This is a genomic window from Pseudomonas sp. DNDY-54 (assembly GCF_019880365.1).
In the GTDB taxonomy this organism is placed as follows: Bacteria; Pseudomonadota; Gammaproteobacteria; order Pseudomonadales; family Pseudomonadaceae; genus Stutzerimonas; species Stutzerimonas stutzeri_P.
This window is the reverse complement of record NZ_CP082271.1, coordinates 3,224,584-3,244,881: the sequence shown is the minus strand read 5'-3', so window position 1 is coordinate 3,244,881 and position 20,298 is coordinate 3,224,584. Positions and strand designations below refer to the sequence as shown.

Below are 20,298 nucleotides of genomic sequence, written 5' to 3'. Positions count from 1 at the left end.
CTCGATCGTAGTCGCCCCGGAGACTCCATGCGCGTGATTCGTTTTTTTGCTGTTGCGACCCTCGGTCTCGCCAGTACATTTGCTCTAGCTGCTGACCCCGAGAAGGCGATCCGTGAATCGCTTGAAGCGATCCAGCCCGACATGCCCATCGAGGCGATTGCCGAAAGCCCTATGGAAGGTGTGTATCAGGTCCAGCTCAAGGGTGGCCGGCAATTGTACGCGAGCGCCGATGGGCAGTTCGTCATCCAGGGGTACATGTTTCAGTTCAAGGATGGCCAGGCCACCAACCTGACCGAACAGGCTCAAAGCCGGTCGGTCGCCAAGGCGATCGAGGCGATCCCCGCCAGCGAGATGGTGGTATTCGCCCCCGAGAAGCCCAAAACTCATATCACGGTATTTACCGATACCGATTGTGGCTATTGCCAGAAGCTGCACAGCGAAGTGCCTGAGTTGAACCGCTTGGGCGTGGAAGTTCGCTACATGGCCTTTCCTCGTCAAGGAATGGGTAGTCACGGCGCGACTACGTTGACCAGCGTCTGGTGTGCGAAGGATCGTCAGGCTGCGATGAACAAGGCTAAGGCGCGTGAAGAAGTCGCTGCCGCTAGCTGCGATAACCCGGTCGCTGAACAATATGAACTCGGCCAACTGATCGGTGTTCAAGGCACGCCTGCGATCGTTCTGGAAGATGGTCAGATCATTCCCGGTTACCAGCCGGCGCCACAGCTTGCCGAGCTTGCTTTGAAAGCCAAGTAGCCGCCAGGGCAGCAGGCCAATTCTAATGGCGCTGCTGCCGCCTTACTCGCTGAACTGTTCGGCCGCTCGTGTTCAAAGCTTGAAAGGCGTGCCAAGGAGAAGCGAACGTGAAGCTCGAAGGTTCCTGTCATTGCAAGGCGGTCCGTTTTTCGCTCGAATCAGCCGAGCCATACCCATTCATGCGCTGCTATTGCTCCATCTGCCGTAAGACGGCAGGAGGTGGCGGCTACGCAATCAACCTGGGCGGCGATCATCGAACGCTCCAGATCGATGGGCGCGAGAATCTGAGCGTGTATCGCGCCAAGATGGTCGATGAGCAAACTGGCGAAACCCGGATCAGTGACGGTCAGCGCCACTTCTGCAAGCTGTGCGGCTCCGCGCTCTGGTTGTGGGATCCTAATTGGCCAGACCTTGTCCACCCTCACGCCTCAGCAATCGACAGCAACCTGCCGAGCCCACCAGAGTCAACCCATCTGATGTTGGCCTCTAAGGCGTCTTGGGTCGAACCGCAGATAGGTTCGGACGATCGCTGTTTCGATGAATATCCGGATGAGTCGCTCGCCCAGTGGCATAGGCGTTTGGGATTGCAGAGCAAACCGGAATAAGGGGTACGACTACGCTGCTGCCCGATTTGACTAAATCCCGTGCGCTTCGTAATGTGCGGCTCTTTTGTTCGGCCGCTGTGTAGGGTCGTTCGCTGGCAATGGGGAGTGCAACTTGAAACCGGTGAAAGTTGGCATCTGTGGGCTGGGAACCGTCGGTGGCGGTACCTTTAATGTGCTCGAGCGCAATGCTGCGGAGATTGCCCGTCGCGCCGGGCGTGGAATCGAGGTCGCTCAAATCGCGGCTCGTCATGCGAACCCCAAGTGCAACACCGGTAACACCCCGATTACCGCCGATATCTTCGACGTAGCTAACAATCCTGAAATCGATATCGTTGTTGAGTTGATTGGTGGCTATACGCTGGCCCGCGAATTGGTCCTTACCGCCATCGAAAACGGCAAGCACGTGGTCACGGCGAACAAAGCCCTGATCGCCGTGCATGGCAACGAGATCTTTGCCAAGGCCCGCGAGAAAGGCGTCATCGTGGCGTTTGAGGCCTCGGTTGCAGGCGGCATTCCTATCATCAAGGCGATCCGCGAAGGCCTGGCGGGTAACCAGATCAACTGGTTGGCCGGCATCATCAATGGCACGGGCAACTTCATTCTCACCGAGATGCGTGAGAAGGGGCGTACGTTCGAGGACGTGCTTAAGGAGGCTCAAGAGCTCGGTTATGCCGAGGCCGATCCGACCTTCGACGTCGAGGGCATCGACGCTGCGCACAAGCTCACCATCCTCGCGTCCATCGCATTCGGGGTACCGCTGCAGTTCGATAAGGCCTATACCGAGGGCATATCTCGCCTGACCACCGCGGATGTTAATTATGCCGAGGCGTTGGGTTACCGCATCAAACACCTTGGGATCGCCCGCAGTACTGACTTCGGTATCGAATTGCGAGTGCATCCAACCCTGATTCCCGCGGACCGATTGATTGCCAACGTAAATGGTGTGATGAACGCGGTCATGGTCAACGGCGATGCAGTCGGTTCGACGCTGTACTACGGCGCCGGCGCCGGCATGGAGCCTACTGCATCAGCGGTAGTGGCCGATCTTGTCGACGTCGCGCGAGCATTGACCACCGACCCGAACAACCGTGTCCCGCACCTGGCCTTCCAGCCCGACTCACTGTCGGCCCATCCGATCCTCCCGATCGGCGAGTGTGAAAGCGCCTATTACTTGCGGATTCAGGCTAAAGACCATCCGGGCGTGCTGGCACAAGTCGCGACTATTTTGTCCGAACGCGGCATCAACATCGAATCGATCATGCAGAAAGAAGCGGAAGTCCAGGACGGGCTCGTCCCGGTCATTCTGGTTACCCATCGCGTGGTCGAGCAGCGGATCGATGGGGCCATTGCCGCGCTTGAAGAGCTCGCCGACGTGGTCGGCAGCGTGGTGCGGATCCGTGTCGAGCAACTGAACTAATCAGCAGCGGCGGGTTGCCTGGGTAATCCGCAGTCAGCGTCCAACGTAGGTTTTGAACAATGCGCTACATCAGTACCCGTGGCCAGGCTCCGGCCCTGAATTTTGAAGACGTTCTGCTCACCGGCCTTGCCAGCGATGGCGGGCTCTATGTGCCGGAAAACCTGCCGCGGTTCACCGTCGAGGAGATTGGGTCCTGGTCCAGTCTGCCGTACCACGAACTGGCGTTCAAGGTCATGCGGCCGTTCGTAGCCGGCAGCATCCCAGACGCAGACTTCAAGCATATACTGGAAGAGACCTACAGCGTCTTCGCCCACAGCGCGATTGCGCCGCTGCGTCAATTGAACGGCAACGAATGGGTGATGGAGCTGTTCCACGGCCCGACGCTGGCATTCAAGGACTTTGCTCTTCAACTGCTCGGGCGCCTGCTTGACTACGTGTTGGCCAAGCGTGGCGAGCGCGTGGTGATTATCGGTGCGACGTCTGGTGATACCGGCTCCGCGGCAATCGAGGGCTGCCGGCGCTGTGACAATGTCGACATCTTTATCTTGCATCCGCACAACCGTGTTTCGGAAGTACAGCGTCGGCAGATGACCACCATCTCTGGCGATAACATTCATAACATTGCCATCGAAGGCAACTTCGATGACTGCCAGGAGATGGTCAAAGATAGTTTTGCCGACCAAGCGTTTCTCAAGGGTACTCGCCTGGTCGCGGTGAACTCGATCAATTGGGCGCGGATCATGGCCCAGATCGTCTACTACTTCCATGCGGCCCTGCAGCTTGGCGGTCCGGCCCGTTCGGTGGCGTTTTCGGTGCCAACAGGCAACTTCGGCGATATCTTCGCCGGTTACCTGGCGCGCAACATGGGGCTGCCGATCAGCCAGCTGGTGGTAGCGACTAACCGCAACGACATTCTGCATCGCTTCATGAGTGGCAACCGCTACGACAAGGACACCCTGCATCCATCGCTCTCACCGTCGATGGACATCATGGTGTCGTCCAACTTCGAGCGCCTGCTATTCGATCTTCACGGTCGCAATGGCGCGGCTGTGGCCGAGCTGATGAGCGCCTTCAAGGCCAGCGGAAAATTGTCGGTGGAGGAAGAGCGCTGGACCGAAGCACGTAAACTTTTCGATTCGCTTGCCGTGGACGATGCACAGACCTGCAAAACCATCGCCGATGTCTTTGAAGCCACCGGCGAACTACTGGACCCGCATACCGCGATCGGCGTCTACGCCGCTCGTGAATGTCGCCGCAGCCTGGCGGTGCCGATGGTGACGCTTGCGACCGCGCACCCGGTCAAATTTCCGGAAGCGGTGGAGAAGGCAGGCGTCGGTAAAGCGCTGGAGCTTCCGGCGCATCTGGCTGACCTGTTCGAACGCCCGGAGCGCTGTACTGTGCTTCGCAATGAGCTGAAGATCGTGCAGGACTTCGTCAGTCAGCATGGCAACCGTGGCAAGCCGCTGTAAGCGAGCGTCCATGCTAAAAGGCCAGTCTTTTGACTGGCCTTGTTTCAGCCATCATGGTTGGCAAAGGCAGTTGGGTCGCCCGCAGGTTTGGGGCTGAAGCCCACCCTACGTCGTGAAGGATGATTGAGCACGATAACCGCGGTAAGCCACTGATGAGACAAAAAAAGGCCAGTCGCGCGACTGGCCTTTTTCTGAAGAGCGCGAAACGCGTTGCTGATTTAGTCGTCGAACTCTTCCCAGCCGCCCATTTCCTTCCAGCGATTGACGATGCCGCAGAACAGTTCGGCAGTCTTTTCGGTGTCGTAGCGCGCCGAGTGGGCTTCGCGGCCATCGAAGTCGATACCGGCCGCCTGGCAGGCCTTGGCCAGGACGGTCTGGCCGTAGGCGAGGCCAGCTAGGGTGGCAGTGTCAAAACTGGAAAAGGGGTGGAAAGGGTTGCGTTTGATGTCGCAGCGGGCAATGGCCGCGTTGAGGAAACCCAAGTCGAAGCTGCTGTTGTGACCCACCAGAATCGCTCGCTTGCAACCAGCTGACTTCACCGCTTTGCGCACGCTGCGAATGATTTCGTTGAGTGCCTGAGCCTCGGGAACCGCCATGCGTAGGGGATGATCCAGCTTGATGCCCGTGAACTCCAGCGCTGCTGCCTCGATATTGGCGCCGGCGAAGGGCTCAACCCGAAAGAATAAGGTTTCCTGGGGATAGAGCAGGCCCTGCTCATCCATGCCGATGGTCACAGCAGCAATTTCAAGCAATGCGTCCGTTGCGCAGTTGAACCCGCCACATTCAACGTCCACTACGACGGGTAAAAAGCCTCGAAAGCGCTTGGCCATGGGGGAGCGCGGCTTACCTGGTGCGCTGCCTTCTAGTTCGTCGTCGAACTGATCATCGCTCATGCGTGTGTCTCCATCCGCCACTGCAAGGTTTCGCCAGCGCGCAACGGCACGACATTATGTTCGCCGAATGGAAGGTTTGCTGGAACGCTCCAGGGTTCACGTACGAGTGTGATCTGGTCAGTGTTGCGAGGCATGCCATAGAAGTCGGCGCCGAAGTGGCTGGCGAACGCTTCCAGGCGATCCAGGGCATTGCGCTGTTCGAACGCCTCGGCATAGAGCTCAATCGCCGCATAGGCGGTGTAGCAACCGGCACAACCGCAGGCGTTCTCCTTGGCGTGCTGAGCATGAGGGGCCGAGTCGGTGCCGAGGAAGAACTTCGGATTGCCGCTGGTGGCGGCGTCGAGCAGCGACTCCTGATGGACGTTGCGCTTGAGGATCGGCAAGCAGAAAAAATGCGGGCGAATGCCGCCAACCAGCATATGGTTGCGGTTGTAGAGCAGGTGATGCGCGGTAATGGTGGCGCCCACGTTACTGCTGGCACCTTCGACGAACTGGACGGCATCACGGGTGGTGATGTGCTCGAACACGACCTTGAGGCTGGGGAAGCGCTCGGTGACCCGGCTCAGCTGCTCGTCGATGAAATACTTTTCGCGGTCGAAGATGTCGATCTCTGCGCGTGTCACCTCGCCGTGCACCAGCAGCGGCAGGCCGACTTCAGCCATGGTCTCCAACACCGGAAAGATATTATCGATGCGGGTCACGCCAGAAGCAGAGTTCGTGGTTGCGCCGGCCGGGTACAGCTTGGCCGCATGAACGTAACCGCTGGCTTTTGCTGCGCGTATTTCGTCAGGCTGCGTGCCGTCGGTGAGATACAGCACCATCAGCGGCTCGAAATCGTTTCCAGAGGGGCGAGCAGCGAGAATCCGCTGACGGTAAGCGTCCGCTTCGCTCGCGTTGCGGACCGGAGGGACCAGGTTCGGCATGATGATCGCGCGCGCGAACTGGCGTGCGGCGTCCGCCACGGTGTGAGGCAACGCTGCGCCATCGCGCAGGTGGATGTGCCAATCGTCGGGGCGCAGTAGTGTCAGTCGGTCGGACATGCAGGTTTCCAGGCGGGTAAAACGTGCGGGAATGCTACCGGAAACGCGTGAAAAAATCGCCGCGGGCGGGATCCTCAGGCGAAACGAGACCATGCGACCAGTCTGGAAAGCCTCGGTAAGTTCAAGTTTTAGCGGTCAGCACCGATACCCGTTGAAATGCCTTCATCCTGGAGCCTTCCGTGCGCTTGCGCCTTCTTGTTCTCGCCTGCCTGCTGGCATCGCCGGCCAATGCACTGACCTTTCAGACACGTCTGGAGCGGGCACAGTGGCAGGTGGAGGGCGACCAGTTCGAATGCCGACTGACGCAGCCGGTGGCCGGCTTCGGTGCCGGGGAGTTTGTGCGGCGCGCAGGCGAGCAAGCGACGTTTCGCTTGCAGTCACCCGACCGCTGGCTAGGGGCCGGGTCGGCGACCTTGCTCGCGGCGGCTGCGCCGTGGCAGCCAGAGCGCAGCGATATCAATCTGGGGCTGGTCACGGTAGCCGGCGGCAAGGATATTCCATTCAACAGCTCCCAGCTGCAGGCCGGCCGGCTCCTCACTGGTCTGCTTGAGGGGCGTAGTCCGGTGATCCGTCACCGTACGCAGCACGGGGGCGACGCGCTGGAAGTGCGGTTGCTGCCTGCGCGTTTCGGTAAAGCCTACGAAGAGTTTCGTACCTGTACGGCCAAGCTGTTGCCGGTGAATTTTGACCAGATCCGCCAGTCGCAGGTCGGGTTTCCGGCCGGCGATGTGGTGCTGGATGCTTTGGCTCAAGCCAAGCTCGACATCATTCTTCAATTCCTCAAGGCTGACCCGAGTGTCAATCGGATACAGCTTGATGGACACTCCGACAACAGCGGCAATCGGTTGACCAACCGCGACCTGTCCCGTCGGCGTGCGTTAGCGGTCGAGGAGTATCTCGTTGCCAACGGTGTCCCGAAGGAGCAGATCACGTTGCGCTTTCACGGAGAGCGCTATCCACTGGTGTCTAACAACAGTGAGGCCAATCGCGCCAAGAACCGACGAGTGGCCCTGCGTTTGGAGCGGGGCCCTTTGACCACCGCGGCCGCCGTGGAGAAGGGCGCTCCGTCGTCCTGACGCCGCGCGACGCTCACGCCCCTGTAAAACATACGTCGCGACCAGTAGAATCTCCGCTTTCCTTCAATCCCGGGAGTGGATGGCAATGGCCGACGTAAAGAAGGTAGTCCTGGCGTATTCCGGTGGCCTGGACACCTCGGTGATCCTCAAGTGGCTGCAAGACACCTATAACTGTGAAGTGGTGACCTTCACCGCTGACCTCGGTCAGGGCGAGGAAGTCGAGCCAGCCCGTGCCAAGGCCAAGGCCATGGGTGTCGAGGAGATCTACATCGATGACCTGCGCGAAGAGTTCGTCCGCGATTTCGTCTTCCCGATGTTCCGCGCCAACACCGTGTATGAAGGCGAATACCTGCTGGGTACTTCCATTGCCCGTCCGCTGATCGCCAAGCGGCTCATCGAGATCGCCAACGAGACCGGCGCCGATGCCATCTCTCACGGCGCCACCGGCAAGGGCAACGATCAGGTTCGTTTCGAGCTCGGTGCCTACGCACTGAAGCCGGGCGTCAAGGTAATCGCGCCCTGGCGTGAGTGGGACCTGCTTTCGCGTGAGAAGCTGATGGACTACGCCGAGAAGCATGCCATCCCGATCGAGCGCCACGGCAAGAAGAAGTCGCCTTACTCCATGGATGCCAACTTGCTGCACATCTCCTATGAGGGCGGTGTGTTGGAAGATACCTGGACCGAGCACGAAGAAGACATGTGGCGCTGGACCAAGTCGCCCGAAGCTGCGCCGGACGCCCCCACCTATATCGAACTGACCTATCGCAAAGGCGACATCGTTGCGATCGATGGCAAGGATATGAGCCCGGCCCAAGTGCTGGCGTATCTGAACAAGGTCGGCGGCGAGAACGGCATCGGTCGTCTGGATATCGTCGAGAACCGCTATGTCGGAATGAAGTCCCGTGGCTGCTACGAGACTCCCGGTGGCACCATCATGCTCAAGGGGCATCGGGCCATTGAGTCGATCACGCTGGACCGTGAAGTCGCCCACCTGAAAGATGAGCTGATGCCCAAGTACGCCAGCCTGATCTACAACGGTTACTGGTGGAGCCCAGAGCGCAGCATGCTGCAGCAGATGATCGACGCCTCGCAGGTCAATGTGAACGGCGTGGTTCGTCTGAAGCTCTATAAAGGCAACGTCATCGTCACTGGCCGTAAATCGGACGACTCGCTTTTCGATGCCAACATCGCAACCTTCGAGGACGACGCTGGCGCTTACGATCAGGCCGACGCTGGGGGCTTCATCAAGCTCAACGCACTGCGCATGCGCATTGCTGCGAACAAGGGCCGGACCCAGTTCTAAACGGAACGGGGCACGGTTCTGACATAACCCCGGCCACGAGCCGGGGTTATGCTTTCTGCCTTGCCGAACATGAGGAGAACCACACCATGAGACTGCTGCACACCATGCTGCGAGTCGGCGATATGGATCGATCCATCGCCTTTTATACCGAAGTGCTGGGCATGACCCTGCTGCGACGCAAGGACTATCCGGAGGGCAAGTTTACTCTGGCCTTTGTCGGCTACGGCGACGAGGCGCATAACAGCGTGCTGGAATTAACCCACAACTGGGGCGTTGAGAAATACGACCTGGGTGACGGATACGGCCATATCGCGTTAGAGGTCGAGGACGTCTACAGGGCGTGCGAGGATATCCGCAGTCGTGGCGGCAAGGTCACCCGTGAGCCGGGGCCGATGAAGCATGGAACCAGCATCCTGGCGTTCATCGAAGATCCTGACGGGTACAAGGTCGAACTATTGTCGCCGTCGCGTCGCGACTGATAGCAGAAGCCACGAAAAAAAGCCCCGATCTCGGGGCTTTTTCAATTCAGAGGTCGAAATCGAACTCGTTGAGCTGTTTCTGCAAGCGACGTTCTTCGAGCAGATTGTCGATGATCCGGCGCTTGGTGAGGTTGGTCTTCGCTACCTCCACCGGAGCCTCGGAGGTGTCGTCTTCGTCGTCTGCGACGAAGTCATCTTCAATCTGGATCTCTTCTTTCTCGGACACTTGTCTCACTCCACGGCTAAAGCGCGCTAATGGCGCACCTTATAGCGACAAATGTGAGTGCCGTAAAAAAGATTTTTTCAATCGTGCAATAGCTTTTCCAAGCGCTGGCTCAATCGTCCGACGTCTTGTGCTTGTACTCGCAAAGATCTTCGATCCGGCAACTGCCGCATTGCGGCCGACGTGCTTTGCAGACGTAGCGTCCATGTAGGATCAGCCAGTGGTGCGCATCCAACAGATATTCCTTTGGCACAAACTTGACCAGCCGCCGCTCGACCTCTAAGACGTTCTTGCCTGGCGCGATATTGGTACGGTTGGAAACGCGGAAGATATGAGTGTCCACGGCCATGGTGAACTGACGAAAGGCCGTATTGAGCACCACGTTGGCCGTTTTGCGTCCGACCCCAGGCAGCGCCTCGAGATCTTCACGGTTATCGGGGACCTGGCTGCCGTGTTTCTCGACCAGAATACGGCACGTCTCCAGCACGTTTTTAGCCTTGCTCGGATAAAGCCCGATGGTTTTGATGTAGCTGCACAGGCCATCGTAACCAAGCGCGTGAATGGCTTCCGGCGTGTTGGCGACGGGGTAGAGCTTGGCCGTGGCCTTATTCACGCCCACGTCCGTCGCCTGTGCCGAGAGGATCACCGCGATCAGCAGCTCGAAAGGCGTGCTGTAGGCCAGCTCGGTTTTCGGCTCAGGATTGTCTTCATGAAAGCGACGAAAGATCTCCCGGCGTTTCTCGGCATTCATCGAGCAAACCCTCTCGCCATCATTCGATCACGCCGGTAACGCGCACGCGACGACTTTGTACCGGCTCCATCGGCTGTCGGGCCTTGGCGCGTTCAGCCAGACGCTGGTCGATGCTGTTCTTCAATGCGATCAACAGGCCGAGCACGATGAATGCCCCGGGAGGGAGAATCGCCAGCAGAAAGCCTGTGTAATCGTTGAACAGGATGATCTGCCAGTCGGCGGCCACCGGGCCGAACAGCAGATGCATATTGGCAAACAGCGCACCGGTTCCGAGCAGTTCTCGCAGCCCTCCCAGGACTACCAGCACCAATGCAAAACCCAACCCCATGACCAATCCGTCGAAGGCGGCGATTAGCGGGTTGTGTTTGGCAGCAAAACCATCGGCGCGGCCGAGAATTACGCAGTTAGTGGTGATCAGCGGGATGAAGATGCCAAGGATTTGGTACAGCTCATAGGTATAGGCCTGCATCAGCAGCTCGATGCAGGTGGTCAGCGCGGCGATGATCATGACGAAGGCCGGTAGGCGCACGGCGGTGTTGACGACGCCCCGCACCAACGAAACGCCGATGTTCGAGCAGATCAGCACCAGCGCCGTCGCCAGTCCAAGCCCTATGGCATTGACTGCCGAGTTGCTGACGCCCAGCAGTGGACAGAGCCCCAGCAGCTGCACCAGTGCCGGGTTGTTCTTCCACAAGCCATTGACGCTCAGTTCGCGATAGCTGGGATTGCTCATGGTGTTGGGCCTTTCTGCGCGGGCTGAGGATTGTCGACCTGTAATGCGTCACGGGTCGCGGCGGCTCCGGCCCGGGAATGGGTCGTCACTTGCGCGGGCTCTGTCACGCTTTCCAAGGCTCGCTCCGGGGCAACAGGACCGCCGTCAGTACTGAGCAGATCGGCCTTATGCGCGTCGAAATACTGCAGGGCGCGGTGTACCGCGCCGACCACGGCCCGGGGGGTGATGGTGGCGCCGGCAAACTGGTCAAAGTCACCGCGATCTTTTTTCACGGCCCAGCCGGATTCGCCTGGATCACTCAGCGAACGGTTGTCGAAGCTGCGTATCCATTGGCTTTTCGCCAGTTCGATTTTGTCGCCCAGGCCAGGCGTTTCGCGATGGTTGACTACGCGGACACCGGCGATTTTTCCATCCGCCTGGACGCCGACGAGCAGATGTATCGCTCCGCTGTACCCGTCTGGTGCGACGGCCTGGAGAATCACTGCACTGGGCTTGCCGTCCTTGCGGGCGATATAGGCGGCGAGTGGCTGGCGCGTGCCCAGCAGCGGGTCGTGTATCTCGATGCTGTTATCGAGCAACTGATTGTCGTAGCTGTCGCGGGGCAGGATTTCGTTCAGCGCGCGCAGTTGCGCGGCGCGTTCGGATGCCTGGATACGCTCGGCAGTGAACTGCTGCAGCATCGTCACGGCACCTACAGTCACCACCGCGAACAGGCCCAGCACCAGGCTGTTCTTGAACATCGAGCGGCTGAGTTCAGGAAGGATCATGTCATTCGCCCAGCTTGAAGCCGCGCTCGGCCTTGCGGTGGCCATAGGTGCGCGGACGGGTGTAGTAGTCGATGGTCGGTGCGGAGAGGTTCATCAGCAATACGGCGAACGCCACGGCATCCGGATAGCCGCCCCAGGCGCGAATGACGTAGACGAGGATGCCGACACCGGCGCCAAAGATCAGCCGGCCCTGGTTGCTGGTGGCACCGCTCACCGGGTCCGTCACGATGAAGAAGGCGCCAAGCATGGTTGCGCCGCTGAGCAGGTGAAATAACGGCGATCCATGACTGTCTGACCCTGATCCATTCCAGAACAGCAGGCTAATTAGCGCCAGGGCCGCGAGCATACCGACAGGTGCATGCCAGCTGAACAGTCGTTTGTGCAGCAAAAACAGCCCGCCGGCGAGAAAGGCCAGGTTGACCACTTCCGAGCCGATGCCGCCGAAATGTCCAAAGGCCGGGTTGGCCCAGAGCTCGTCAATGGTCAGGCTCTTGTTAACTTTGAGGAGGTCGAGCGCCGTAGCCTGGGTCCAGCCGTCGGGCAGCGAGGCGATGCCGAGGATGTGTTGCAAGCCGGCGCTGAGTCCAACGCTGTGCGGCACCGGCCAGGTGGTCATTTCCACGGGGAAGGACACCAGCACTACGACGTAGCCGATCATCGCCGGGTTGAACGGGTTCTGCCCCAGGCCGCCGTAAAGCTGCTTACCAAAAATCACCGCGCTGCCGGTGGCGATTAGCGTCAGCCACCAGGGTGAGTAGGGTGGCAGCGCCAGAGCAAGCAACACGGCGGTGACCAGTGCGCTGCCATCGCGTAGGAAGAACTGCACAGGGCGCTGCCGTAGTTTGAGGATCAGCGCTTCGCAGCCTAGCGCCACGGCACTCGCCCATGCCAGATTGATCAGTGTGCCGACGCCATACAGCCAGGTCAGTACGATCGCACCGGGCAGCGTAGCCGCCAGCACCAGCAACATGACCCGCTGGGTGCGGTTGTTGCCGGTGGTATGCGGTGAGGTGATGCGGGGCAGGGCCATTGGCTCTCCGGTGGAATGCTGGTGTAGGCGGTTGATGACGCGCCGATGGTCACGCCTGAGGCGCGTCCATCCGTGTGGAGTCGGTGTGTTCCTGTAGTTTGCGTTCGGCCTCGCTCAGCCGAGCCCGGGCAGCTTCGATCGCATTGGCTGCGCTGGTCTCATCGCGCTCAAGCTTGCGCAGGTCGGCGCGGGCGAAGGCGACGTCAGTCTTGAGTGCCCGGGTCAGTTCGTTCACTGGCTGTTTGTCGCCACGTATCAATTCTGGAGCAGGTTTGCTGGCGGTCGCTTCGACGTCGTGCAGCGCCTTCTCGGCACTGGCTAGCCCGTCACGGAGCTTGCTAAGGTCGGCTGCCTCGGCGCCGGCCTTCTCGGCTTTCCTGAGTTCAGCCCGCTTCATCGCCACTTCGATCTTGGCTTTCTTCAATGCGTCGTCACCCGCGGATTTGACCGCAGCAGCAGCGGGTGTGCTGCCCTGCGCAGTTGCCAGGGTCCGTTCGGCCGCGTCGAGCTGCTCTTGCAGGCGGTCCAACTCGGCCTGCTGCTCGCCATCAAGGCTGTCGAGCTTCTCCAACTTGCGCACCTGTGCGCGGAGCATGGCTGCCTCGATCTTGGCTTTCTTCAGCGCCTCGTCATGCGCCGGTTTGGCCGGTGCCGCGGCTGGCGTCTGTGCATTGGCCAATGCCTGCTCGGCCGTGGCGAGTTGAGTTTGAAGACGGCTCAGCTCGGTCTGCTGGTCGGCATCGAGGCTCTCAAGCTTCTCCAGCTTGCGCACCTGCGCGCGAAGCATCGCCGCTTCGATCTTGGCCTTCTTCGCGACGTCATCGTTCGCAGGGGGCGACAGGGCTTGCGTAGGGGGGGCAGCCGCGATGGCCTTATCCAGTGCTTGCTGTGCTTGGGCGGCGGCCTCGCGCAGTTCGGTCACCTGAGATTCGAGCTCAGGCGTTGCATGAGCGGCGAGCTGTTTCTCCGCTTTCTTCAGGGCGACCTGAGCCATGCTCGCTTCGATCTTGAGTTTCTTCTGCTCGTCGGAGAGTCCGGCTTTAGTTGCCTGAACGCGGGCAACCGAATCGTCCTGACTGGCCGTTGAGCTCGTCTCAGCCTGTGCTGCTTTTGCGCGAGCGGCGCGCTCGGCACGGGCCTTGCGATCGGCTTCCTTCTGCTCCTCGGCGCGTCGCAGGCGTTCTTGGCGGAGTTCGAAACGCTGCTTGGAGTGTTCAGCCTTTTGCTGCTTTTGCTCCAGCGCGCGGATATCACCCTTGGCGGCGCGGTAGTACTGCACGAGCGGAATACTCGACGGGCAGACATAGGCACAGGCGCCGCATTCGATACAGTCGAACAGGTTGTACGCTTTGAGCTGCTCATGCTCCTGGCCCAGCGCGAAGAAATGCAGCTGTTGCGGCAACAGGCTGGCTGGACAGGCCTCTGCACATTCGCCGCAGCGAATGCAGGGCAACGCAGGAGGAGGTGGCGGCAACTCGACCAGAGTGCTGGCGAGCAGACAGTTGGTGGTCTTGATTAGCGGCACGTCCATCGACGGCAGGGTAAAGCCCATCATCGGCCCGCCCATGATGAGCCGGTTGAGCTTGCTACTGTCGAGCCCTGCAAATGCGAGCAGGTCCGCCACCGGCGTGCCTATCAACGCTTCGACGTTCATCGGGCGAGTCAGGGCTTCGCCCGTCAGGGTGGTAATGCGTGAAATGAGCGGCTTGCCGAGCAGCACGGCGTCATGAACCGCCACGCAGGTGCCGACGTTCTGACAGAGCATGCCGATATCCGCCGGTAGGCCACCACTGGGCACTTCTTCGCCGGTCAGAATCTGGATCAGCTGCTTTTCGCCACCCGAAGGATATTTTGTAGGGAACGCCTTGAGCAGAAAATCACGCTCGCCGATCGCGGCTCTTACGGCTTCGATAGCTTCGGGCTTGTTGTCTTCGATTCCGATCAGGACCTGATCCGGCTGGATCAGGTGCGCGAGTATCTCGATGCCGGCGACGAGCTCGGCGGCCTTCTCGCGCATCAATAGATCATCGGCGGTGATATAGGGCTCGCATTCGGTGCCGTTGATGATCAGCGCCCGGACCTTTCGAGCGGGCTGGGATGTCAGCTTGACGGCAGTAGGGAAGCCGGCGCCGCCGAGGCCGCTGATTCCTGCGTCGCGGATCAGCTCCAGCAGCATCGCTGGCAGCATGGCCCGGTAATCCGTTTGCGGCTGTAGATCGATCCATTCGTCTTGCCCATCGCTGACAATGACGATGGCCGCATTGAGCATGCCAGAAACATGAGGGTAGGGTTGCGGCCCGATGAAGCTAATGGTCCCGGAGGTGGGGGCATGGATCGGTGCGCTGACGAAGCCCGTGGCCTCGGCAATCTTCTGCCCCTTGAGCACGTGCTCACCAAGCGTGACGCAGGGTTCGGCGGGGGCGCCGAGATGCTGGGCGAGCGGTACTACCAGTCGGGCGGGTAGCGGCGGCTGCTGAATCGGGGTGCGGTTGGAGAGCTCTTTGCGCTCCGGCGGATGAATTCCGCCGTGGATATCCCAGGTGTTAAGCGACGTCATGCGGCCTGCTCCCGGTCACTGGCAATCAGTTGGCCCGGCATCAACGGCTTGTCCCACTTCCAGCTCTGCAGGTTGCTGCCGACGTCGATCATGTCGATGCAGTCCACCGGGCACGGATCTACGCATAGGTCACAGCCCGTGCATTCGGAGACGATGACCGTGTGCATCTGCTTGGCGGCGCCAACGATGGCGTCTACCGGGCAGGCCTGAATGCACTTGGTGCAGCCAATGCATTCGGCCTCACGGATATAAGCGACGCGGGGAGGCACTTCACCTTCTGCGGCATCCAGCGGTTCGGGCTCAACATCGAGCAGATCGGCCAAAGCCTGGATGGTCGACTCACCGCCAGGGGGGCATTTATTAATCTTGTCACCGCCGGCGATCGCCTCGGCATAGGGCTTGCACCCCGGATAACCACACTGGCCGCACTGTGTTTGCGGCAGTAACTGGTTGATCTGGTCGGCAATCGGGTCACCCTCTACGCGAAAGCGCACGGCGGCAAACCCGAGAATGGCACCGCACACCAGGCACAGCGCCAGCAATGCGAGTACGGCTATAACGACCAGACTCATAGCTTGATCAACCCGCTGAAGCCCATGAACGCCAGCGACATCAAACCGGCCGTGACCATACCGATGGCCGCGCCCTGGAATGAGCGGGGGACGTCAGCAATGGCGATGCGCTCACGCATCGCGGCGAACAGCACCAATACCAGGGAAAAACCCAAGCCGGCGGCGAAGCCGTTGGCCGTGGCGGTGAGGAAGGTGAACTCGGTTTTGTTGGCGTTCAGCAGCGCGACGCCGAGCACGATGCAGTTGGTGGTAATTAGCGGGAGGAAGATTCCCAGTACGCGGTACAGCAACGGACTGGTCTTGTTCACCACCATTTCCGTGAACTGCACTACGACAGCGATCACCAGAATGAAGCTGATCGTACGGAGGAACTCAAGGTCCAGCGGCTTCAGCACGTATTGCTGGACGATATAACTGCACATTGCAGCGAGCGTAAGAACGAAGGTCGTGGCCAGGGAGAGGCCGATTGCGGTTTCGATTTTCTTCGAAACCCCCATGAACGGGCACAGACCGAGAAACTGCACCAGCACGAAGTTATTGACCAGGATGGCGCTAACCATGATCAGGGCGAGTTCGGTCATCGCGGGTTCCTGTGCGCTCTGCATGAGCCGAGGCTAAAAGGCCGCTATTATCGGGAAGCGACGGCGGCCGTACAAGGCCGCGACGGTCCGGTGTGCTGCGCGGCGGCTGCTGACACATATGGAAATGCGCCATATGTCCGATCAAATGCCCGTCAGCCCTGCGCCGTGGTCTTATGAGGCAGGCTGCAGCTACAGGCAGAGCGGCCGTTGGAGGTATCCGATGAAAATTCGCGTAGCGTTACTTTTGCTGGGTTTGGGTCTCACCGCTCAGGCAGGCGCAGACTCGCGGGGCGGCGTATGGTTCTACCAGCCAGATGGCGGCAGCTATCGCGTCGAGAGCCGCTCGTATCAGTACGATCCGCGCAGTCCCTATCCGCAGCACAGACAATATCCTCAGAACCTGCCGCCGCGCTATCAGGGCCAGCTGCCACCCCAATATTATGATCGTCACAGGGGGTCAGATCGCCAGCGTTGGAATCACCAGCGTCGTGGTGAAATCGGCCAGTTTCAGCGCTGGGACAATCGGGGAAAATCAAGGGTTGACCGGCCGCAGCGCTGGCGCCGCGACCATCCGAACAGCTTCGGCCGGCCTCCAGTGGTCCGCGATGGCCGCGACTACAGAATGCACCAGCGCCGAGACTACAACGGCCGCCGTCACTACCATCACCGATAGGCCACTGGCGGCCATTTTGTTGGTTCACCGCCAGCCTTTGTTTAGGCTGGCGCAGAGAAGGCGCGCCGAGGGCTGCAAATACTCGGGGCGCCTTTAGTTTATTCAGGCTACGTTTAGCGGTTTCGCCAGCGTGGATCACGCTTCTCGAGAAAGGCATTGACGCCTTCCAGCGTGTCTTCGGCATCGAACAAATCGACGAACGCTTCACGTTCGGCTGCAGCGAGGCTGGCCGGGCCTCGGCGGCACATCGAGTCGATAAGTGGTTTGATTGTGCGTACCGCGACAGGACTCTGGCGTGCAACGCGAGAAGCCAGCAACAGCGCATGGCCTCGCGCCTCCCCTGGTTCGACGACCTGCTCGACTAGGCCGATACGCAGGGCGGTGTCTGCCGTTACGCGCTCGCCGCAGAGGATCATTCGCTTCGCCCAGCCTTCTCCCACCAGCCAGGCGAGCGCCTGAGTACCGCCAGCGCATGGCAGCAAACCGACTGAGGCTTCCGGCAGGCCGAGCTGGGCTTGTCGTTCGGAAATGCGGATATCGCATGCCAGCGCGCACTCAAGTCCACCACCCAGGGCGAAGCCGTTGATCGCGGCGATTGATACTCCGCGGAACCCGCGCAAGGCCTCGAAAGCATCACCGAAACGCTTTGCCATTTCGCGCGCCCGAACCCGGTCGCCATCTGCGAAAAGCTTGAGATCCGCACCGGCGCTGAAGAACTTCTCACCCTGGCCGGTGATGACCAGTGCATACACCTCGTCGTCATGATTCAGATGTTCGACAACCTGCGCGAGACCGATCAAAGATTCGCGATCCCATGTATTGGCAGGTGGGTGATTGACGGTTATCAGCGCGGTATGCCCATGCTTCTCGACGGTCAGTTTGTGGGTAAGGTCGAAAACGCCGGATTTGTAGGGTTCTACTGCGGTCGTGCTCATGGGATAGCCATCCTCATCAAGTGTGTGCGACGTCTTGCATCAGATGCGCGAATAGCCCGTGTGTTGCATGGCAGTTGCGATGTCGCCGCTTACGAACACGCAGAGTTTAGGCGCGAGGCATCCGTCGATGATGGGATTGTTCGAGGGTGCTCGGGAGCGGCTGTCGCGGCAGGAGCACGACAGCTTGATGACAGGTGGGAGGCTCGATGAGTGTTGCAGCGGCCTGGAGGCTCAGGCCGCTTGTTTCGTTGATTATTGCAAGGCCAGCGTCTTGCCGCCCGCGCGACGTTCGGCCTGCCATTCGGCGAGTGATGGTGCGGCCTGCTCACCGGTCAGGCGGTGAACGATCTCGAAGTAGTCCTGCTTGAACCGATCCTTGAGCACTTCCTCGCGTGGTTTGACCTTCACCGCATAGACCGTCTGCACGTTCTGGTGATCGAACGTACGCCATTGCTGCTCGTCCTTCAGCAGGCTGTAACGATGGCCTTCGAGTGCTGCGATGATCCGCTCGCTGTCCAGGCTGCGTGCACGGGTGGCCGCGTCTGCCCATTGATAGACGATGCTGTAGGCCGATGCCGCAGAGCTGGAGGGATGAATCTGGTAGCGCTCATCATAGTTCTCAACGAATTTCTGACCGGCGACGGAGCCTTCCAGGGCGGGTACGCGCCACGTCCAAGGTTCGGTGCCGAGGACACCGCGCATGATGTCCGGACCCGCGGTCTCAACCATGTTTTGGGTAAGGTTCGGGACGGCGACCTGCATTTTCTTGTTCAGGCCAAGTTCATCAGCGATCCGCATCGCCCGCACCAAGTCTTCACCGAACAGCACCAGAACTAGCACCTCGGCCTCGCTCTGAGCCACCTCAGTCAACGCCGCACGATAATCGGATAGCCGTGCGCCAGGAAATGCGGTACGGATGCCCGGGTGCTGGTTGCTGTCTTGCGTGCTGGTGGCCTGGCGAAGCGAGCTCTCGCTTGTGTGGCCCCAGGTGTAATCCGACGTGATGTAGAAGTAGCGCTTGTTGGGAAAGTGCAGGTTCAGGTATTGGCCAAGCACCTTTGCGCTCATCCAGGCGTTGTTGCATTCGCGAAACATGTAGCGATGCGCGTCTTTGCCCGTCGTATCGTTAGAGTAGGTGAGGGTGCCGAAGTAGAGCAGGCCGCGCTCTTTAGCGCGCTTTCCTGCTGCGATGGCTACCGCACTTGAGGCGCCGCCGAACAGCATTGCAGCGCCTTCATCGGCCAGCTTGTCGACATTGGCTACGGCCTTTTCCGGTCGCGATGCCGAATTGCGTGTAGACAGTTTCAAGGGCCGGCCCAGAACGCCGCCGTTAGCATTGATTTCTTCGATAGCCAGAAGAGCGCCGCGCATTTGCGAGAGGCCTTCTTCCTTGTAGCTACCGGTGCGGGGATAGTTGAGCCCGAGGGTTATCGGATCGGCAGCTTCAACTGCCAGACAAAACCCCAGCCCAAGAGCGAGGAGTGCAGTCCGTTTCATTGCTGATTCCTTGTTGTAATTTTTGTTGGCGAGAAGCATTTTTACTGCCGCCTGCGACTATGCGTCACGTACTCATTCGTCGGGCAGGGGTGGTTTGTTGCTCAACTGTGAAAGGGTCGACGTTTTAAGGAGAACTTGGCCGTCTTGCGGTGGTCCGCCCCGTCATTGACTCGCCTGCATCCTTTCCTTAGGGTTCAGCGCCTCGGCATTTCAGGGCAGCCCCATGAATCACGGTGATCGCATCAAACTCGAAAGCTCGTGGAAAGCGGCTCTGAGAAATGAGTTCGAACAGCCCTACATGCAGGAGCTGAGTGCGTTTCTACGGCGCGAAAAGGCAGCCGGAAAGATCATCTACCCGCCGGGCCCGCTGATATTCAATGCGTTGAATTCCATTCCGCTGGACCAAGTCCGGGTGGTCATTCTCGGGCAGGATCCATACCACGGCGCTGGGCAGGCACACGGATTATGTTTTTCGGTACAGCCGGGCATCGCGCCGCCGCCGTCGTTGCAGAACATTTTCAAGGAGCTCAAGCGCGACCTTAACTTGGATATCCCCGGCCACGGCTATTTGCAGCATTGGGCGGATCAAGGTGTGCTAATGCTTAACACATCGCTGACAGTGGAGCAGGGGATGGCTGGGTCGCACGCCAAGATGGGCTGGCAGCAGCTTACCGACAGGATTATCGAGGTCGTTAGCGAAAGACGATCGAACGTTGTGTTCATGCTCTGGGGCGCTCACGCTCAGAGCAAGGCAAAGCTGATCGACCCTACCAAGCATCTGTTGCTCAAGTCGGTCCATCCTTCGCCCTTGTCCGCACATCGGGGCTTTATCGGTAATGGGCACTTCAGCCGGACCAACCAGTTTCTCAAACAGCAGGGGCTGGCACCGATTGACTGGAAACTGCCTGCGGAGGTTTGATGACTGGCGTCGCGATCGCGGCGCC

The 20,298-nt window shown here is 59.8% G+C and carries 21 protein-coding genes; 9 read left to right on the top strand and 12 right to left on the bottom strand.

The features are described 5' to 3' along the window. Positions 1 to 27 precede the first annotated feature (27 nt). From K4O48_RS15030 to thrC, 4 genes are all read left to right on the top strand, one after another. Positions 28 to 753 (top strand): thioredoxin fold domain-containing protein, encoded by a 726-nt coding sequence (locus K4O48_RS15030; RefSeq protein WP_222909196.1) that lies wholly within the window; start codon positions 28 to 30, stop codon positions 751 to 753. A gap of 107 nt (positions 754 to 860) precedes the next feature. Next, a complete protein-coding gene (locus K4O48_RS15025; RefSeq protein ID WP_222909195.1) occupies positions 861 to 1,358 on the top strand; it encodes a GFA family protein in 498 nt (165 codons plus the stop codon). Positions 1,359 to 1,470: 112 nt separating this feature from the next. After that, complete coding sequence (locus tag K4O48_RS15020; RefSeq protein WP_222909194.1) at positions 1,471 to 2,775, top strand: homoserine dehydrogenase; 1,305 nt, start codon at positions 1,471 to 1,473, stop codon at positions 2,773 to 2,775. A gap of 59 nt (positions 2,776 to 2,834) precedes the next feature. After that, a complete protein-coding gene (thrC, locus tag K4O48_RS15015) occupies positions 2,835 to 4,244 on the top strand; it encodes a threonine synthase (protein WP_222909193.1) in 1,410 nt (469 codons plus the stop codon). A gap of 218 nt (positions 4,245 to 4,462) precedes the next feature. Here the strand turns inward: thrC and rnt are convergent, their stop codons facing one another. Further along, on the bottom strand, positions 4,463 to 5,137 hold the full coding sequence (rnt, locus tag K4O48_RS15010; protein ID WP_222909192.1) for a ribonuclease T: 675 nt from the start codon (positions 5,135 to 5,137) through the stop codon (positions 4,463 to 4,465). Beyond that, positions 5,134 to 6,177 (bottom strand): dihydroorotase, encoded by a 1,044-nt coding sequence (gene pyrC / locus K4O48_RS15005; protein WP_222909191.1) that lies wholly within the window; start codon positions 6,175 to 6,177, stop codon positions 5,134 to 5,136. Before pyrC ends, rnt begins: the two co-directional genes overlap by 4 nt. A gap of 179 nt (positions 6,178 to 6,356) precedes the next feature. Between pyrC and K4O48_RS15000 the strand changes: the two genes are divergently transcribed. The 3 genes from K4O48_RS15000 (at position 6,357) to gloA (ending at position 9,035) form a co-directional block, all read left to right on the top strand. Next, positions 6,357 to 7,253 (top strand): flagellar protein MotY, encoded by an 897-nt coding sequence (locus K4O48_RS15000; RefSeq protein ID WP_222909190.1) that lies wholly within the window; start codon positions 6,357 to 6,359, stop codon positions 7,251 to 7,253. Between the two features lie 85 nt (positions 7,254 to 7,338). Then, the gene (locus K4O48_RS14995) at positions 7,339 to 8,556 is read left to right on the top strand and encodes an argininosuccinate synthase (protein ID WP_222909189.1); all 1,218 of its coding nucleotides are present in this window, start codon (positions 7,339 to 7,341) and stop codon (positions 8,554 to 8,556) included. 86 nt (positions 8,557 to 8,642) lie between these two features. Next, on the top strand, positions 8,643 to 9,035 hold the full coding sequence (gloA, locus tag K4O48_RS14990; RefSeq protein WP_222909188.1) for a lactoylglutathione lyase: 393 nt from the start codon (positions 8,643 to 8,645) through the stop codon (positions 9,033 to 9,035). Between the two features lie 46 nt (positions 9,036 to 9,081). Here the strand turns inward: gloA and K4O48_RS14985 are convergent, their stop codons facing one another. From K4O48_RS14985 to rsxA, 8 genes are all read right to left on the bottom strand, one after another. Further along, positions 9,082 to 9,261, bottom strand: a complete 180-nt coding sequence (locus K4O48_RS14985; protein WP_222909187.1) for a PA3496 family putative envelope integrity protein — start codon at positions 9,259 to 9,261, stop codon at positions 9,082 to 9,084. A 109-nt stretch (positions 9,262 to 9,370) separates the two neighbouring features. After that, entirely contained in the window at positions 9,371 to 10,009 is a 639-nt protein-coding gene (gene nth / locus K4O48_RS14980) for an endonuclease III (RefSeq protein ID WP_222909186.1), read from the bottom strand. A gap of 19 nt (positions 10,010 to 10,028) precedes the next feature. Next, the gene (locus K4O48_RS14975) at positions 10,029 to 10,742 is read right to left on the bottom strand and encodes an electron transport complex subunit E (RefSeq protein WP_222909185.1); all 714 of its coding nucleotides are present in this window, start codon (positions 10,740 to 10,742) and stop codon (positions 10,029 to 10,031) included. Beyond that, on the bottom strand, positions 10,739 to 11,509 hold the full coding sequence (gene rsxG, locus K4O48_RS14970; RefSeq protein ID WP_222909184.1) for an electron transport complex subunit RsxG: 771 nt from the start codon (positions 11,507 to 11,509) through the stop codon (positions 10,739 to 10,741). Before rsxG ends, K4O48_RS14975 begins: the two co-directional genes overlap by 4 nt. Before the next feature lies 1 nt (position 11,510). Then, positions 11,511 to 12,539 carry an RnfABCDGE type electron transport complex subunit D gene (locus K4O48_RS14965; protein WP_222909183.1) on the bottom strand — a complete coding sequence of 343 codons (1,029 nt, stop codon included), beginning with the start codon at positions 12,537 to 12,539 and terminating at the stop codon, positions 11,511 to 11,513. Between the two features lie 49 nt (positions 12,540 to 12,588). Then, on the bottom strand, positions 12,589 to 15,096 hold the full coding sequence (rsxC, locus tag K4O48_RS14960) for an electron transport complex subunit RsxC (protein ID WP_222909182.1): 2,508 nt from the start codon (positions 15,094 to 15,096) through the stop codon (positions 12,589 to 12,591). Next, on the bottom strand, positions 15,093 to 15,668 hold the full coding sequence (gene rsxB, locus K4O48_RS14955) for an electron transport complex subunit RsxB (protein WP_222909181.1): 576 nt from the start codon (positions 15,666 to 15,668) through the stop codon (positions 15,093 to 15,095). The genes rsxC and rsxB overlap by 4 nt, the downstream gene beginning before the upstream one ends. Beyond that, positions 15,665 to 16,249, bottom strand: a complete 585-nt coding sequence (rsxA, locus tag K4O48_RS14950; protein WP_222909180.1) for an electron transport complex subunit RsxA — start codon at positions 16,247 to 16,249, stop codon at positions 15,665 to 15,667. The genes rsxB and rsxA overlap by 4 nt, the downstream gene beginning before the upstream one ends. Positions 16,250 to 16,469: 220 nt before the next feature. Here rsxA and K4O48_RS14945 point away from each other — a divergent pair, with 220 nt between their 5' ends. Next, positions 16,470 to 16,922, top strand: coding sequence for a hypothetical protein (locus K4O48_RS14945; protein WP_222909179.1), 453 nt, complete (start codon positions 16,470 to 16,472; stop codon positions 16,920 to 16,922). Between the two features lie 113 nt (positions 16,923 to 17,035). On the opposite strand, the gene K4O48_RS14940 is transcribed toward K4O48_RS14945, so the two are convergent. Both K4O48_RS14940 and K4O48_RS14935 read right to left on the bottom strand, forming a co-directional pair. Further along, positions 17,036 to 17,857, bottom strand: coding sequence for an enoyl-CoA hydratase (locus K4O48_RS14940; protein ID WP_222909178.1), 822 nt, complete (start codon positions 17,855 to 17,857; stop codon positions 17,036 to 17,038). A 252-nt stretch (positions 17,858 to 18,109) separates the two neighbouring features. Further along, positions 18,110 to 19,354 (bottom strand): ABC transporter substrate-binding protein, encoded by a 1,245-nt coding sequence (locus K4O48_RS14935; RefSeq protein ID WP_222909177.1) that lies wholly within the window; start codon positions 19,352 to 19,354, stop codon positions 18,110 to 18,112. 223 nt (positions 19,355 to 19,577) lie between these two features. On the opposite strand from K4O48_RS14935, the gene ung reads away from it, so the two are divergent. Next, the gene (ung, locus tag K4O48_RS14930; RefSeq protein ID WP_222909176.1) at positions 19,578 to 20,273 is read left to right on the top strand and encodes a uracil-DNA glycosylase; all 696 of its coding nucleotides are present in this window, start codon (positions 19,578 to 19,580) and stop codon (positions 20,271 to 20,273) included. The last annotated feature ends 25 nt before the right edge of the window (positions 20,274 to 20,298 follow it).

Excerpts from the sequence above, each read along its gene's own strand:
- K4O48_RS14940 (WP_222909178.1), bottom strand. The coding sequence starts at position 17,857 with ATGAGCACGACCGCAGTAGAACCCTACAAATCCGGCGTTTTCGACCTT.
- K4O48_RS15030 (WP_222909196.1), top strand. The coding sequence starts at position 28 with ATGCGCGTGATTCGTTTTTTTGCTGTTGCGACCCTCGGTCTCGCCAGT.
- rsxG (WP_222909184.1), bottom strand. The coding sequence starts at position 11,509 with ATGATCCTTCCTGAACTCAGCCGCTCGATGTTCAAGAACAGCCTGGTG.
- pyrC (WP_222909191.1), bottom strand. The coding sequence starts at position 6,177 with ATGTCCGACCGACTGACACTACTGCGCCCCGACGATTGGCACATCCAC.
- K4O48_RS14965 (WP_222909183.1), bottom strand. The coding sequence starts at position 12,539 with ATGGCCCTGCCCCGCATCACCTCACCGCATACCACCGGCAACAACCGC.
- rnt (WP_222909192.1), bottom strand. The coding sequence starts at position 5,137 with ATGAGCGATGATCAGTTCGACGACGAACTAGAAGGCAGCGCACCAGGT.
- rsxB (WP_222909181.1), bottom strand. The coding sequence starts at position 15,668 with ATGAGTCTGGTCGTTATAGCCGTACTCGCATTGCTGGCGCTGTGCCTG.
- K4O48_RS14975 (WP_222909185.1), bottom strand. The coding sequence starts at position 10,742 with ATGAGCAATCCCAGCTATCGCGAACTGAGCGTCAATGGCTTGTGGAAG.
- thrC (WP_222909193.1), top strand. The coding sequence starts at position 2,835 with ATGCGCTACATCAGTACCCGTGGCCAGGCTCCGGCCCTGAATTTTGAA.
- K4O48_RS14935 (WP_222909177.1), bottom strand. The coding sequence starts at position 19,354 with ATGAAACGGACTGCACTCCTCGCTCTTGGGCTGGGGTTTTGTCTGGCA.
- K4O48_RS14995 (WP_222909189.1), top strand. The coding sequence starts at position 7,339 with ATGGCCGACGTAAAGAAGGTAGTCCTGGCGTATTCCGGTGGCCTGGAC.
- rsxA (WP_222909180.1), bottom strand. The coding sequence starts at position 16,249 with ATGACCGAACTCGCCCTGATCATGGTTAGCGCCATCCTGGTCAATAAC.
- ung (WP_222909176.1), top strand. The coding sequence starts at position 19,578 with ATGAATCACGGTGATCGCATCAAACTCGAAAGCTCGTGGAAAGCGGCT.
- gloA (WP_222909188.1), top strand. The coding sequence starts at position 8,643 with ATGAGACTGCTGCACACCATGCTGCGAGTCGGCGATATGGATCGATCC.
- rsxC (WP_222909182.1), bottom strand. The coding sequence starts at position 15,096 with ATGACGTCGCTTAACACCTGGGATATCCACGGCGGAATTCATCCGCCG.
- K4O48_RS14945 (WP_222909179.1), top strand. The coding sequence starts at position 16,470 with ATGAAAATTCGCGTAGCGTTACTTTTGCTGGGTTTGGGTCTCACCGCT.
- nth (WP_222909186.1), bottom strand. The coding sequence starts at position 10,009 with ATGAATGCCGAGAAACGCCGGGAGATCTTTCGTCGCTTTCATGAAGAC.